General features: G+C 65.0%; 3 protein-coding genes. All 3 read right to left on the bottom strand.

Features of this window, described 5'->3' with window-relative positions; translation table 11 throughout:
* Positions 1 to 195 precede the first annotated feature (195 nt).
* Positions 196 to 5,154 (bottom strand): LamG-like jellyroll fold domain-containing protein, encoded by a 4,959-nt coding sequence (locus GFD18_RS08930; protein WP_163198631.1) that lies wholly within the window; start codon positions 5,152 to 5,154, stop codon positions 196 to 198.
* 121 nt (positions 5,155 to 5,275) lie between these two features.
* Positions 5,276 to 9,103: a family 43 glycosylhydrolase gene (locus GFD18_RS08925; RefSeq protein WP_163198634.1), complete on the bottom strand. Its 3,828-nt coding sequence runs from the start codon at positions 9,101 to 9,103 to the stop codon at positions 5,276 to 5,278.
* A 180-nt stretch (positions 9,104 to 9,283) separates the two neighbouring features.
* A complete protein-coding gene (locus GFD18_RS08920; RefSeq protein WP_225433022.1) occupies positions 9,284 to 15,196 on the bottom strand; it encodes a LamG-like jellyroll fold domain-containing protein in 5,913 nt (1,970 codons plus the stop codon).
* Positions 15,197 to 16,258 lie beyond the last annotated feature (1,062 nt).

Below are 16,258 nucleotides of genomic sequence, written 5' to 3'. Positions count from 1 at the left end.
CTCCGATCGCCACCACGATTCGCATGGATCATGCGCTATCGGAGCATTGGCACATTCGTGCGCGTAAAAACGAAGGGGTCCCTCGTCCGTCGTGGAAGACCACGGACGGACGAGAGGCCCCTTGATGGGCAACGACCATCAGCCGGCTGCGCCGACGGCTCCTCTCAAACCTGCGGGGAGCCGATCAACGGTGCCTTACGCGCGACGGCGACGCAGCTTGAGGGCCACGCCGGCACCGGCAAGCGCGACGGCCGCGAAGGCCACCACGCCCACGGCCACGCCGGTCTTGCTCAGCGAACCGGACTTGCCGGCGTCGGAGCCGGTCTGCTTCTGCTCGTTGCCACCGTACTGGGAGCCGTTGTCGGCGCCCGGCTTGGTGGTGGCGGCGGTCTTGCCCGGCGTCGGCTTGGTGCTCGGCTTGACGGCTTCGGCCTTGACCAGCTTGGCGTTCTGCAGGTTCTTCAGCGCGGTGTCGACGTCGGACTGCTTGGCGGCGCTGTTCTTGAGCACTGCCTGGGCTGCCCTGAGCGCCGTCTGGTAGGCGGCCCACGAGTCGGCGGTGTAGTCGGACTGCTTGAGACCGTCGGCCTTGGCGATTTCCTTCTCCAGCGCGGACTTGTCGACCGTGGCGGTGGCCTCGGTCACCGTGAGCTTGAGCTCGCCCTTGATTGAGGAATCGGACACCGACGTGGCAGTGATGACGGTGGTGCCGGCCTTGAGCGCCGTCACCTTGCCATCGGCGTTCACCGTGGCGACCGACTTGTCGGACGAAGACCACGTAACCGACGGGTCGGTGGCGTTCTCCGGTTCGACGGAGGCCTTCAGCGTCGTGGTCTCGCCCGCCTTGAGCGAGTCGGCGCCGGAGACCTTCACGCCGGTGACCGGGACGGTCATCGGCTTTTCGGCCTCGCCGACGGTCACCTTGGCAGTCGTCAGCTCATGGGTCTTGGAAGCCGAGGCGCCTGCGGTGCCGGGCTGGGCGTTCTGCAGCACACCGGTGGTGTTCTCGCCAATGGCCTTGGCGTACACGACCTTGCCGGCGTCGTCGTTGGTCAGCGTGTATTCGGCGGCGGTCGCTCCGGCGATCTTGGTCTCGCCGGTGCCGTCGGCCTTGTCGGCGCGGTACCACTGCACGGAGGCGAGCTTCCAACCGTCGTTGAACGAGGCCGTCAGCTTGGTGCCGACCTTCGTGGCGGCGTCACCGGAGGCGGCCCCTGCGACCGAGACGGCGGGTGTCGTCTCGGGCAGAACACCCTCATACGTCACCGGCACCACGTTGATCTGGCCGTCCTTGTCGTAGGTCATGCGGGCGATGCGCACCTCACGCTTGTTGCCGTTGGCGAGCTGCGCGTTGCCATGCGTGGAATCGTAGCCGCGCGGACGCATCTCGTCGGTGAGGAAGGCGTGGTACACGATGTACCAGTCGTCCGTGCCGGGCACCTGCACGATGGAGTGGTGCGCGGTGCCGAGAATGCCCTTGGCCTCGTCCTTGACGAGGATGTCCTTGCCGTACTGCCAGTCGGTGCCCTTCACCTCGTCGAGGCTCTTGGCGGAGACCCATGCATAGGCGACGCGATAGTTCGGGCTGGAGGTGTCGTCGATGGAATAGCTGTAGTAGTAGATGTTCTTCGACGAGTCGTTCGGGTCCGGACGGGACGTGATGTACGAGCCTTCGCGCATGTTCCTCGTGGCGTTGGTGGTCACCGTGGTGCCCGCCTTGATGCCGGTCATGTCGTCGTTCAGCTCGGCGTACTTGCCCGGGGACTGGCCCCATGCGAGGTACCACTTGCCGGTGGCGGGATCCTCGAAGATGGCCGGATCGATGCTCGACTCGACCTTGACCTTCTGGATCTCGTAGCCGGAGGTGATGGTGCCGCCCTTCGCCGGGTCGGAGATGGCGACGTTCACCATGCCGTTGCCGGAGAAGTACAGGTAGAACTTGCCGTCACGCACGGCGAAGCCCGGCGCCCAGGCCTTTTCCTTGCGGCTGTCGGGCATCTTGTCGTAGTCCTTGGAAAGGTCCACGACGACGCCCTTGTCCTCCCAGTTGGCCATGTCGGACGATTCGAACACATGGATTTCGTGTCCCTGCCAGCCGGAGGAGCCGTCGGTGGTCGGGAAGATGTAGTACTTGCCGCCGTAGGCCACGACCTGCGGATCGGCGAAGAACATGCGGCCCGTCTCACCGGTCGGCGCCTTCTCACCGGCCACGCGGATCGGGGTGACGAGCACCTGCGCGGTGACGTCGTAGACCTGCGAGGTCTTGCCGTCCGCCGCCGTGACCTTGACCTTGAAGTCCTTGGTCAGGTCCTGCGTGGCGGGCAGCGCGGAGCCGTCGGCCATGGTGACCTTCGAGCCGTCGGCGACCTTGAACTTCAGGGCCAGCTTGGACTTGTCGGTCTTTTCGCCGGTGACGCCGCCGTTCGGGGCCCAGTAGTCAAGCGTGAGGTTGAGCTCCTTCTCGCCGTTCTCGCCGTCGATGATCTTCTGGGAGAGCACCTGGTTGTTCGGCGTGGTCTTCTCGACGCTCAGCTTGGTCTGCGCGATGGGGTTGGCCGCGGCGATTTCGGCGGCGGTCAGTTCGCGGCCGTAGATCTTCACGTTGTCGAGCAGGCCGGAGAAGTACTCGCCGGAGCCCCAGTTGGCCTTGCCCAGCTGGAGGATGCCGCCGTCGGCGCCGAGGATGTCGGCAAGCGTACGGCCGGTGAAGTCCTTGGCCTCGTCGACGAGCGAGCCATCGACGTAGAGCTTCGTGGTGGAGTCGGTCAGCGTGATGGTCACGTTGTGCCATGCGGCGCTGCCGGAGCCGGTCACGCCGGCGCTTTCGTCGCGCGAACCGCTGTTGACGTAACGCTGCACGGTCAGGCCATCAGTCTTGTCGAGCACGCCGAGGTACTTCTCGGACCTGAACACGGGGGCGTTGGTGTTCTCCGCCGCGTATACGGTCCAGCCGGTGTTGCCGCTGGCATCGGGCTTGACGTCGTAGGAGATGGTCGCGTTCTTCACGCCCTTGAGCAGCGGCGTGCCGTCGGCCTTGGTCACGTTCAGCCAGAAGTCCTTGCCCACCTTCGCGGCGGTGGTCTTGTCGCCGTCGTTCGTCGCCACGGCGGCCGTGCCTTCGATCGTCGCCTTGGCTGCGGAGCCGGCGTCGTTGATGTCGCCGGTCGCGCCGGCCTTCAGGTCATCGAACGTGAAGTCGGCGAGCACGTCACCCGCCGGCTGGCCGGGATCGGTGGTATCGGAGTCAGCGATCTCCAAGGCGGCGAGCGCACGGTTCCACACCTTGACGTTGTCGAACGAACCCTTGAAATACGGGTCGTTGTAGAACGACTTGCCGAGGTAGCCGATGAGGTTCTTGCCGAGGTCGGAGACGGCGGCGCTGGTGGCCGTGTTCTCGGCGGCCCTTTTGCCGTCGACGTACGAGGTCATCGTCTTGCCGTCGAACACGACGGTCACCTTGTGCCAGTCGCCGTCGAGCGTGCTGTCGGCCTTGGACTCGGCGCCGTAGGAGCCGACGGTGATGCGGTTGGCGAGCGATCCCTTGTTGTACTTCATGAAGTAGTACTTCTGATTGTTCTTGCCGAATGCGAACGTGAACTGGTTCGTGTTCGCCGCGGTCTCGGACTTGACGTCCATCTGCACGGTCAGCTTGTTACGGCCGTCGAACAGACCCTTCGGGAACTCGGCGTACGTGCCGGAGGCGCCGTCGAGCGTGAGGACCTTGCCCTTGGCCGCATCGGTCGTGACCGTCGCGTTGCCCTTGAACGTCAGGTCGTTCTTGTTGCTGGTGCCGTCGGTGCCCTTGCCGTCCTCGAACGTGTATTCGGCGATCGGGCCGGCGCCGTCGGCATCGGGTTCGACGGGGTCGGCGGCCTTGTTCTTGTCGTACGCCTTCATGACGGCGTCGTATTCGGCGGTCGTGATGGGCAGGATGGTGCCGTGGCGCTTCTTCAGCGAGCCGAAGTTCACGTCGGAGGCGTAGCCCCAGTCGGTCTTGTCGGTGCTGCCGAGGTCGGCGGAGCGGTAGGGCGTGTAGCCCTTGCCGGCCGCGTACTGGTCCCACATCAGGCCGTACTTCATCTGCTTGCCGGCGGCGTTGGTCTTGATGTCGTCGCTGTTGTAGAAGAACAGTTCGGGGCCTTCGAGCTGCGCGCCGGTCAGTCCGGTGCCGGTCAGGTCGCCGAACGTGCCGACGAGCGTCCACTGGTTCTCGTCGTCGCCGGTGTTGTAGTAGCCGTCGGCGACGGTGGTGCCGGTGGTCAGCGTGGTGGCGTACGGGTTCTTCGAGCGTTCGATGCCGAGGTACGTGTCGCCGGAGACGCGGTAGTAGTAACCGTCGTCGGCCTTCAGCATCGTCGTGTCGATGACGGACTTGCTGCGGTCGATCCACTTGACGGGGTCGGTGAAGGTCTTGAAGTCCTTCGTGGTGGAGTAGTACATGTTGGTGCGGTCGCCGGACTCGTTGTCCTGGTCGGAGGCGGTCGCCCAGTAGACCATGAACTGCTGGTTGGCGTCGTCCCAGTAGGCTTCCGGCGCCCAGGCCATGCCGGCGCCGGGGATCTTGGAGGCCACGTCGACGGCGCGGGGCTGCGACCAGTTGACGAGGTCGGTCGACTCCCAGATGATGAGGTTCGTGCTGCCGTTGGTCGTTGCGCTGGCCGCGCCCCAGCCGCCACGGTAGTAGATGCTCAGCTCGGTGGCGATGAGGTAGATCTTGCCGTCCTTGGGCGAACGGACGAGATACGGGTCGCGCACGCCGTTGTCCTTGCCGCGCGAGTTGCCGGTCTGGCTGCTCGTCCAGCTGAGGACGGGATCGCCCGCGTCACGGGTGTCGTGCCAGGAAAGGCCGTCCTTGCTTGTGGCGAAGTACATCTGCTCGTCGGTGGCGTTGCGTTCGGTGCCGGTGAAGTGCGCGAACAGATAGTCGCTTGTTTCCGACGACATGTCGGCGGCCGCGGTTGCACTGGCCGTCTTGGCGTTGGATTTCAGTGCGGCCTGCAGCGCCTGCTGCGCCTGGGCCGAATTGCTTTGGGCTGATTGGCTTTGGGACGAGTCCGACGTCACCGTCGCCTCGGCCGCGTTTGCTGCCGGGACCAGCGTCGCCAGCATCGGGACGGCCGCCATGGCCGCCACCACTTTCTTCCAATTCCCCATTGTTCTCCTCTGATCGATGGGATGGGATTGATTGCGATATTGAGTTATGGATGAGACCTCTTAATTCCCCTCAGTCGGCCAGGCCGACTGAGGGGAATCGACCCGAAAGAGACGGCTCGCGCTACGCGCGGCGGCGACGCAGCGTCAGCACCACGCCCGCGCCGGCGAGCGCCACGGCGACAAGCGCCACAGCACCCACGGCCACGCCGGTCTTGCCCAGCGAACCGGTCTGCTTGCCGGAGTCGGCCTTGGCGGCGGACTGCTGGCCGTTGGCGGCGTTGCCGCCGTTCTGCGTACCGTCCGTGCCGGTGTTGCCCGGATTGCCGGTGTTCGAACCGTTGCCGTTCGGCTTGGTGTTGCCGTCGTTGCCGCTGCCCGGCTTGTCGCTGGGCTTATCCGAAGGCTCCGGGTTCGGGGCGGGCTCGGACTTCTTGACCAGATTGACGGTGTAGGTCTTGGTGGTCGTGCCGTCCTGCGCGGTCACGACGACGGTGACCTTGCCGTTCTCGACCGTCGTCTTGGCGGACGCGTTCTCGTCGTTGGCCACGGCGACCACGTCGTCCGTCTTCACCGCACTCGGGTCGGTGACCTCGAGCGAGGCGCCGTCGGCGGCCGCGGCCTTGTCGAGGTCGATGTCGGAGCCGGCCACCTTCAGCGACTTGAGGGTCGCGTCGGTGGAGACGGTGTCGTCGACGACCTTGACGGTGAGCTTCACGTAGTTGGCGGCGGCGTACTCGCGCTGCAGCTCCTCGGTGGTGGTCATGTCGATGATCGGCGTGCCGTCGGCGCGGAAGTGCACGGGCACGACGCCGGCATGACGTGCGGTGTTGCTGTTGCCGTTGGTCATGGCGTGGTACACGTTGTACACGTCGCCGTAGGGGTCGGAGAAGTACGAGTTATGGCCGAGGCCGTACTGCCCGGCGAAGGTGCCGTTGTGCAGCCACGGATAGTTGGACTTGGTCCAGCTGGACGCCTTGGTCAGGTCATCGCCCACGTTCGCGACCAGCATGCCGGTGGCGTACTGCGGCGTCACGAGCTGCGCGGAGAAGACCATGTAGACCTTGCCGCCGGAGACGAGCACGTTCGGGCCTTCGTTCACGCCGTCGAGCTCCCATCCCCATTCGGGGCGCATGATGCGCTGCGGTTCGGTGAGCGCCTGCCACGGCTTGTCCTTGCTGACCTCGGCGATGGAGACGTTGGCCTTGGCACCCTTGCGCACCTGGTCGCCCTGGCTCCAGGCGATGTACGCCTTGTCGCCGACCTCGAAGTAGGTCATGTCGATGGACAGGCCGTGCGGCGACAGCACGCCGCCGTCCTTGGCCTGCACGCGATGCTCGATCCAGTCGGCGGTCCTGGTGGGGTCGCCGCCGTCCTTGAGCTCCATCACGTAGGCGGAGGGGCCGGCCCAGTTCGGCGAGGCGGTGATGTTCTCGTCGCCGGCGCCGCCGGTCGGGTAGGTGGCGTAGAAGCAGTACAGCTTGCCGTCGATCACATGCAGCTCCGGCGCCCAGTGGTAGCCCTTGTGGCCGAGGCCGTCGTTCTCGCCGAACAGGTAGACGTCCTGGCCCTCGACCTTGTAGCCGCCTTCGGTCGCGGTGCCGGCCTTCTGGTCCTTCAGTCCGGCGAGCGTGTCGGAGGAGCGGATGAACAGCGTCTTCATGCCGCCGGTGTCGGAGGTGCCCATGGCGTAGTACTTGCCCTTGTAGTACACGATGTTCGGGTCGGCGCGGTTGCTCATCATCGGGAACTGCTCGGAGTAGTTCTGCTGGATGGCGGTGCCTTCGATGGTCGTCTCGCCGGCCTCGTCGGTGCTCAGGCTCTTGAGCTGGTCCTCGTTCCAGTTCACGCGGAAGTCGAACGTGGAGCCGTCGGAATATTCGGCCTTGAGCGTCTTGCCCTTGGAGAGGGTGCCGTCCTTCTGCTCCACGCCGCCGGAGATCTGCTCCTTGAGCTTGGCCGGGTCGGAGCCCTTCTTCACGGTGATGGCGGTCGGCTGCTCGACGCCGGTGTTGTGCACGCGGCCGAGCTTCTCGGTCAGCGTGGCGGCGGTCGCCTTGGTCACGGCCATCGTGCTGGCGCTTACGGCGTTCGCCACGCCGGCGAGGTCGGCCTTCGTGCGGGCGAATCCGACGCCGGTCTTCACGGCGGAAAACGTCTTGAAGTCCGTGGTCGTCACATACTTGCCGACGCCGTTGACCTGCCACGAGATGCGGTAGTCATCGGCGGCGGCATCGTATCCGGCGGCGATGGTGCCGGCGTCGAACACGGTGGTGTCGTCGGTCACCTTGACCATGTCGCCGCGCTCGTCCTCGTTCGGCTTGCCCGACCATGCCATCAGGTCGCTGGACGTGGAGAAGGCGATCTGGCCGCCGTCCACGCGATTGCCGTTGACGTCGGTGAAGGCGGCGACGTACGCGTACTTGCCGTCCTTCATCCGGAACAGGTACGGGTCGATGAGGCCGCGGATCGTGGTGGATTCGGTGGTTGCGGTCCCGTCGATCTTCGCCTCGGCGAACGCGACGCCGTAGTTGGTGTTGAGCGCCGTGTACTTCGTGCCGTCGTTCAGCGCGAGGTGCAGGGCGTCGCCGACGCGCGCGCCGCCGTTGATGGAGTGGTCGCGCGTGTAGGAGGCGAGCGTCTGCGCGTTCTTCGGCATGACGTGCAGGCCCTTGAACGTCTTCGTGGCGGTCTTGCCGTCGAGGGCGATGGTGGCGGTGAGATCGGCGGTCACGGCGTTGTCGCCGTCGGCGCCGGTCACGGTGCCATCGGCGGCGACGAGCTTGGCGCCGTTACCGGCGGCCTTCCACGAAATCGTGGCGCCGTACAGGCTGGTGGCGAGTTTGGCGCCGGCCGTCAGCTGGTAGTCGACGAGCAGTTTGTCGGCGACCTGCTGCGGGTCGGCGATCTTCGCCGGCACGGTCAGCTCGAACGTTCTGGTGGCGGTCGCACCGTTTACGGTCACGGTGGCGGTGAGCTTCACCGTCGTATCGGCGGCGGCCGGCGTCACCTTGCCGGCAGGCGAAATCACAGCCTCGTTGTCGGAGGACCACGTCACGGTCGCACCGTACAGGCCGGTCGTCGGCAGCGTGATATCGGACGTTACATTGCCCTTGATGCCGAGGTCGAGCGCGCCGGCCGCGGCTTCGGCGACGGCCTGCCTGGCGGCGTCGGTCTGCGCGTCGGCGAACACGGCGGCCACCTGATCGGCGCTCAACGCGGAATCGTAGAAGCGCAGGTCCTGCACGGAACCGCCCCACGTCTTGTCGCCCGTGTAGTTCGAGCGGCCGATGTAGGCGTTGATGTCGCCGGTCCAGTCGGCCAGGCTCTGCGAGCGCGCTGTGGTCTGGATCTGCCTGCCATTGAGGTAGCTGGTGATGGACGTGGCGGAGATCACCGTGGTGTAGTTGGCCCACTTGCCGGTCACATCGGCCGTGGACGTGCTCGAGCCGCCGACCTCGGTGTTGTACGGGGCGTTGGCGTTCGTGCCGTTGGTGATGACGGACTTGTAGTTGCCGCTCGGATTGCTCGGGTTGAGCAGCCAGTAATGCGTCGGCATGTTGTTGCCGGCGGGCTGCTCGCCGAGGTAGAGCGCGGCGGTGTTGGTCCTGGTGGTGCCGTTCTTGATCCATGCGGAGATGGTGACGGCGTTGGATGCCTTGGCCTTCGCGCCGATGTCGTTCGGCAGCGTGATAGCGTCGGTGCCGGCCGCCGTGGCCTTGCCGCCGGCGAGCGTCGCGCCGTCGGTGGCGCTGAACGTCACGCCGCTTTGCGCGGTGCCGTTGAGATTGTTGCCGCTGACGTCGTTGACGTTGGCCGTCAGCGGATAGCTTGCGACGGGCGCGGGCGCCGTGGCGTCGGCCGCCGCCGCGGTACCGGCGCCGATTGCCAGTCCCGCGAATGCCATGGGCAGCGCCGCTATTGCCGCCACCACTTTCTTCCAGTTCCCCATGATCCTCCTCTGATCGATATGGGTGAGGTGATTTGTTCAGTTATGGATTGACGTATGTGGATTGGGGTCGGGTTGCGTCACATGGGACGGACTGTGCCACGTGGGACTGATGCCCCGTGTGACGGGCATCGGCCCATGTGACACAGCTGCCCGTCCCATGTGACGGGTCATACGCGTCGCCTACGCGACGTGATCGCCGCGGCGGCGCAGGGTGAGCGCGATACCGACGCCGGCGAGCGCGGCGACGGCCAGGACGACTGCGCCCACGGCCACACCGGTCTTGCTCAGCGAACCGTTCTTGCCGGACTGCTGGCCGTTGGCGGTGGCGTTGCCGTTCGCCGAACCGTTCGCGGTGTTGCCGTTCGCGCCGTTGGCACCGTTCGCGCCGGTGCTGCCGTTACCACCGTTCGGCTTGGTGGTGCCGTCGTTGCCGCTGCTCGGCTTGTCACTCGGCTTATCGCTCGGCTTGTCCGAGGGCTCGGGGTCCGGGGTCGGCTCGGTCTCCGCGGCCTCCACGACCACCTTCACCGTCACGGTGCGGTTGGCGGGCGCGACCTCCTGGTCCTTGGTCAGCGACATGTCGAGCATGCCGTTGGCGCGCACGTTCACCGACTTGATCCACGTGTTGCGGTCCTGGTCGAACAGGCCGCCGGCCGCGTTGCCGGAGTGGATCTCCGGGTACGGGCGCGCGTGGTAGGCCATGACGATGTTGTTGGCATCGTCGTGCACGAGCGAGATGTGGCCGGGGCCGGCATGCTTGCGCTCGTACGTCGTCTCGTCGGCGCCGTACGCACCCGTGTAGGTGTCGTTGGTGTCGAACGACGGGAACGCGGCGGTCGTCCAGCTGGCCGGATCGGTCAGGTCGGCGTCGGCCTTGGCGCGCATCACGTTGGTGTTGTAGTACTTGTCCACCGTGGCGCCGGCGTACGCGATGTACACGTAGTCGCCGTGCCCGAACATGAACGGCGCCTCGACGATCGCCTGGTCCGACCCTTCGGTGTTGTCGCCGGGGGTCGGGGCGTACTTGCCATACTCGAACTGCTGGCTGACCTGGTAGATCTGCTTGAGCGAGCCGTCGACGAGCGGGGCCTCGCCGTTGTCGCCCATCTTCGCCTTGGCGAGGTACAGGCCGGCGCTCTTCGGGAACAGCCAGTAGCCCTGGGTCTTGCCGTTCTCCTCGCGTTCGAAGTACGTCACGTCGAACGCGGCGCCTTCGAGCACGGTCGGCTCGCCCCAGTTCTCGGCCTTGAGGAAGCCGCCGTCCTTGATGGACTGTTCGTCGCCGGTGTACGGGATGAGGATGGTGTTGTTGCACCAGCCGCCGTTCGTGGTCGAGGCCCCCTTGTGGAAGCCGGCCACGATCCACCACCTGCCGTTGATCTTGTGGAACTCCTGCGCCCAGATGAACGCGCTCCAGCCGTAGAACGAGTTCGGATACTGGTCCATATGACCGGGCGTTCCGTTCTCCGGCTTGATGATGATGGTCTCCTTGGCGTCCTTCAGCCCGTTGATGGTCTTGGCACGCTTGAGTCCGATGGAGCGATAGCTGTCCTTCTGGTTGTTGGTCTTGTCGGTGGACTTGACCTCGTAGGTGGATCCGGTCAGGTAGTAGTATCCGTCGTCCTCGTTGTAGAAGATGTCGGGATCGGCGCGGGCGTCGTTATACATGGCCTCGGCGGTCTGGTCGACCGTGCCCTTGACCTCGTACGTGCCGCCCTTCTTCGTGTCGATCTTGGCCAGGTCGTCGGCGTTCCACGTGACGTTGAACGTCTTTTCGGAGCCGTCGTTGTACGTCATCGTGGCCTGCTTGCCGCTGACGGCCTTCGTGACGTCGGCGATGTCCTTCCTGCCGTTGTTCTGCAGGTCGACGTAGTTCTTGGTGAACGTGTCGTATTCGGACTTCGACATCGCGAAGGCGCTGGTCTGGCCGCTGCCGGCCCATGCCGGCAGACCGGCCGTGACCGTGCCGACGCCCATCGTGACGGCGTCCGCCTTGAGCGTCTCCCCGGCCTTGGCGTCCTTCGTCAGGCCGCTCAACGTGGCCACGCGGCCTTCGCCGGAGAGGCCGTCGGTCCAGAAGACCTTGTAGCCCTTGGCGACGGCATCGTAGACGATGCGCGGGTTCGTGACGATTGACGAATCGGAGATGGTGATGGCGCGTTCGTTGGCGAACGTCGCGCCGTCGGCCTTGACGTCCCACACGTAGATGGCGCCGGTGGCGTTGTTCTGCGACGAGACGACGCCGAGCCTGCCGTCGGCATTGCGGAAGAACGTCGGCGAACCCATCTGCGCGTTGGGCTTCGCGGACTGCGAGCCGTCCCACTTGACCGACAGGATCGACTGCGAACGGTTCAGCGTCTCCCACTTTTCGGAGCCGGCGGCCTTGGCGGCCACGTACAGCGAGTCGGCGCGGCGGTCGTCGTTGTAGGCGAGCGGATCGTACTTGGCGCCGTTCTGGTCGCTGCGGTCGACGTCCTTGATGTAGGAGGCGATGGCGCCGCCGTTGTCGAGGATCGTGGCGTCGGCCGTGACCGGCGTGGCGACGCCGTCGATGGTGGCGGTGAGCTTGACGCTTACGCCCTTCTCGCCGGCCTTCGGCTGCGTGACCTTGCCGTCGGCGGCGACGAGCTTCGCGCCGTCGCCGGCCGCGGCCCACGTGACCTTCTTGCCGAGCACGGTGGACGGCAGGTCGCCGGTGATCTTCGCCGGGATGGCGAGCGCGGCGGCGTAGTCGGTCTTCGCGGATTCGACGCCGAGGTCGGTGTCGCTCAGGGCCTTGCCGTAGATCTTGAGGTTGTCGAGGAGGCCGGAGAAGTATTCCCCGCCGCCCCAGTTGGCCTTGCCGATCTGCAGGATGCCGCCGGATTCGCCGAGGATGTCGGTGAGGGTCTTGCCGGTGGTGTTCACGGCGACGAGCTTCTTGTCGACGTACAGCTTGGCGGTCTTGCCGGAGACGACGATGTCGACGTGCTTCCAGCCGGTGTTCGTCTTGGTGTAGGAGACGTTGCCGGAGGAGTCACGCGTGCCGCCGGCGTTGCCGTAGCGTTCGACGGTGACGCCGGTGGTCTTGTCGAGCACGCCGACGTAGTGCTCCTTGCCGTACTCCTGCGTGGTGGCGTTGGAGGCGGCGAAGAACGTCCAGCCGGTGTTGCCGCTGGCGTCGGGCCTGACGTCGTAGGAGATGGTGACGTCGTCGTGGTTCCTGAGCAGCGGGGTGCCGTCCTTGGCGGTGACGTTCAGCCAGAAGTCCTTGCTGAGCTTCGCGGCCTTGCCGTTGCCGTCCTTGGAGTCGGCGAGCGTGGCAGTGCCTTTGGTCTCGCCGGTGGCGTTGCCGCCGTCGAACGTGGCGCCGCTGTTCTCGAACGTGAAGTCGGCGAGCAGGTCGGGGTCGGCCGGCGTGGTTTCGCCGGTGCCGACGGTGACCTTGGCGGTGACGGTGATGGCGGTGGAACTGTACAGCGGACGGTTCTTCCGCGCGGTGGCGTTGTCGGTGAAGCCGCCGGTCTGCTTGAAGCTGTTGTTGGCGTTGGCTCCTTCGTTGATGAGGTCGTCCTCATCGGTCTTGGCGTCGCCGGCGGCGTTGGTCCACTTCCAGTGGTTCTTCGCCGCGCCGATGGTGTCGACGGTGCCGGTGACGGTGGTCGTGCCGTCCTTGGCGGTGTCGACCTTGGAGACGTCCCAGGTGACGTTGCGCTCGGCGGTACCGTAGCCGTTGGCGAGCGTGACCTTCTGGGTGGCGGGCAGGGCGGCCTTCACGTCGTCGGCGGTGGCGTTCTTCTTGACCTTCACTTCGCCGGCGTCGAGGCCCTTGTTGTCGCCGGCCTTGGCGTCGGCCGCGCGGATGGCGTCGTACTGCGCCTTGGTGAGCGAGACCACGCCGCCGTGCTTGGTGTTGGCGGTGAGGACGAATCCGTCGTTGCCGACGGGCGTCCACACGTTGCCGTCGGCGGCGTCGAGGTCGTCGGATTCCAGCAGGTTGTAGCCGTAGCGGGCGCCGGAGGCGACGGACCCATAGTTGTCGACGAACATGTACCACTTGTTCTGGCCGTTGACCTTGAAGCCGTTGGCTCCCTCCTGGTTGCTGCCGAGGCTGTGGCCCACGTTGTTCTGACGCAACACCCAGCCGTTGGCCGGGTCGGTGGCGTACTGGCCCTTGTCGTTGGCGCGCCACCAGTCGGCACGGTCGGTGTACTCCATGAAGATGGTGCCGGAGCCGCTCGCGCGGTAGGAGCGCAGGTGCTCCTTGCCGTTGGCGTCGGTCACGGTGCGCTGCAGCATGGTGGTGTCGATGGTGTTGCCCGGGCGGTACTTGCTGTTGGGCACGAACACGCCGCCGAACATGTAGGTCTTGTTGGTGAAGTCCTTCGTGGCGGCCCACAGTACGTGGGTCACCTTCTTGCCGGGCTGGTTGTTCTCACCGTCGTATTTGGCGGACGTCGACCAGTACATCACGAACGCGCCGCCCTTCCGGTCGGCGGGATTGTTCGCGTCGGAACCGTTGGCGACGCCGTCGTCGTTGAGGTCGTAGAAGTTCGGCACCCACGTGGCCTCGGGGGCCCAGGCCATGCCGATCTCGGAGATGGTCTTGCCGGTCACGGAATCGGTGAGCGTCTGGGTCTTGGCGGGCTTGTCGGTGTACTTGTCGGCGGTGGAGGTCTCCAGCTCCGTCATGTCGTTGAAGTGGATGAGGTCCTTGGACTCCCACACGTGCAGCTTGGTGCTGTAGTTCGTGGACCAGGTTCCCCAGCCGGCGTTGTCGCCGCCGAACACACGAAGGTCGGTGGCGAGGATGTAGTAGGTCTTCGACTCGGGGTTGTAGGCGATGAACGGGTCACGCACGCCGGTGGTCGACTCGTTGCTGGCGAGGATCGGTTCGCCGCCGTTGAGCTGGTCCCACTGGGTGGGGTCGTTGCCGCGGGTGATGTCGAGGTAGATCTTCTCGGAGTAGCCCTTGCTGTTCTCCATGAAGTGGACCATCACGTAGCCGTAGGCGTCATCGTCCTTCACGGTTTCGACGGTCACCTTGAGCGTGGCCTTCACGGTCGGTGCGGCCTCGGAGGTGGCGGTGATGGTGGCGGTTCCTGCCTTCTTGGCGGTCACCTTGCCGGTGGCGGAAACCGTTGCCACGGCGGGGTTGTCGGATTCCCACATCACTGCGGGATCGGCGCTGCTCGGTTCGACGGCCGTGCTCAGCGCGGTGCTGGAGCCTTCCTTCAGGCTCAACGTGCCGTCGTCGGCCACGCCGTTGCCGTCGATGTGCAGCTTGGTCGGCACCGCGACGCCGAGGTCGGTGGCGGAAAGCGCGCTGCCGTAGATGTTGAGGTTGTCGATGAGTCCGGTGAAGTATTCGCCGTTGCCCCAGTTGCCCTTGCCGATCTGCAGCACGCCGCCGGATCCGCCGAGGATCTCGGTGAGCTCCTTGCCGTTCACGTTGCTCGCGACGAATTTCTTGTCGACGTAGAGTTTCGCGGTCGTGCCGGAGATCACGAGGTCGACGTGCTTCCAGGCGTCGGCGGTGCCGGCGTTCCGGTCGATGGTGGCCTCGTCGGAGCTGCGGCCGTTGAGGTAGCGTTCGACGCGGGTCTTGTCGGTGCGGTCGAGCACGCCGAGGTAGGTAGGCGCGTTGCCGTTGACGGCGTTCGCGTTCGGCGCGGCGAAGACGGTCCACTGCCCGCCGGCGGCCGCGGCCTTGGAATCGTAGGAGATGGTGACGTTCTTCAGGCCGGCGAGCAGCGGGCTGCCGTCGGACTTGGTCACGTTCATCCAGAAGTTCTGGCCGAGCTGGGCGGCCTTGCCGTTGGCGGCGGCGTCGGTCCGGTCGACCAGGGTCGCCGTGCCGTTGACGGCGGCCTTGGCCTTGTCGGCATCAGTGCTGACGAATGCGCCGTCGGTCGGGTCGGCGTTGAAATCGAAGCTGGCGATCGGGTCGGCGGCGGCCTTGGTGGTGTTCGCCGTCGCGATGGCATCGGTCGTGCTGATTACGGATGATGACGGGTCGCTCTCCGCCGCCGACGCGACGGGCGGCAGGGTAAGCCCCACGCCCAGCGTCGATATCGCGGCGATCCATGCCGCGAGTTGTCTGGCTCTCCTCAACGAGAATCCTTCCTCCTGGAAGTATGGCTTCGACGTCGACCAACCACCTGATTGTTATCGTTTCGTTATGATTTCGTTATCAAACGACGGGTCGTCGTTATCGAAACGATAGGGAACCGGCTCCTCACGGTCAGTCAAATCAATTGCCAATACTTCGTTGTTAATAGTTGCACCCAGACCGGCGAGGCCTACGATTGCCTGCGTTGCGAACGACTTCGTTTTTCTTTGCGCACGGCAATCGCCCGCACCGACGATGTGAGCACTAACAAGTTTAATGTGCGCGCTCACTATTTACCACCGCATCCCCGACGCACGGGGCCCTCAATCCCCCGATTCCCCCGACGTGGTCGACCTGATTCGGTCCGGTTCAGCCCAGCTCGGTCCGACCCGATTCGACCCGACCGACCCGATTCGACCTGCTCGCGGAATACGCCGAGCACCCCGTTCACGAATCACCCGATACGCACATGTTCTGCAATTCGCACCCCAATCCCCCGTTCACGAATCATCCGATACGCGCATATCATCCAATCCCCGCGCCGCCGTCCCGTTCACGAATCGACCGACATCCCCATATCCGCCGACTCCCGCACGCCGTTTTTATTCACGAATCAATCGATACACACGCATTTCACAATTCGCCCGCCAATCCCTCGTTCGCGAATCATCCGATATGAATGCATTTCGCAAATCACGCTCCCTCCCTTCGTTCACGAATCACACGATGCGTATTATTCCGCAATTCGCGCGCTCATCCTTCGTTCACGAATCGTCAGATACGCATGCAGCCCGCCGTTCACCCGCGGATACCCCACACACGAATGCAACGATATCCTTTCATCCGTCGATTCACGCGCGCTTTTCTCGTTCGAGAATTGGAAGACGCCGGTCTTTCTCGTAAATCGCGCGACGGCGACGCAAATGCAAATCGTCGAATATGAGCACATCGGGCGATTCGTGCGCAATATTCGAAAGCACGAAATAAATGACATGCCCATATCCTGCAATTCATGCAAGCGGAGGTGACGGCCAGCCGGTATTCAAGACGACGTTGTGCAAAGT

The organism is Bifidobacterium saimiriisciurei, from assembly GCF_010667655.1.
GTDB classification, from domain to species: domain Bacteria; phylum Actinomycetota; class Actinomycetes; order Actinomycetales; family Bifidobacteriaceae; genus Galliscardovia; species Galliscardovia saimiriisciurei.
This window is presented reverse-complemented; position numbering and strand designations above follow the sequence as displayed.

Coding starts and splice junctions, on each gene's coding strand:
- GFD18_RS08930 (WP_163198631.1), bottom strand. CDS start 5,154: ATGGGGAATTGGAAGAAAGTGGTGGCGGCCATGGCGGCCGTCCCGATG.
- GFD18_RS08925 (WP_163198634.1), bottom strand. CDS start 9,103: ATGGGGAACTGGAAGAAAGTGGTGGCGGCAATAGCGGCGCTGCCCATG.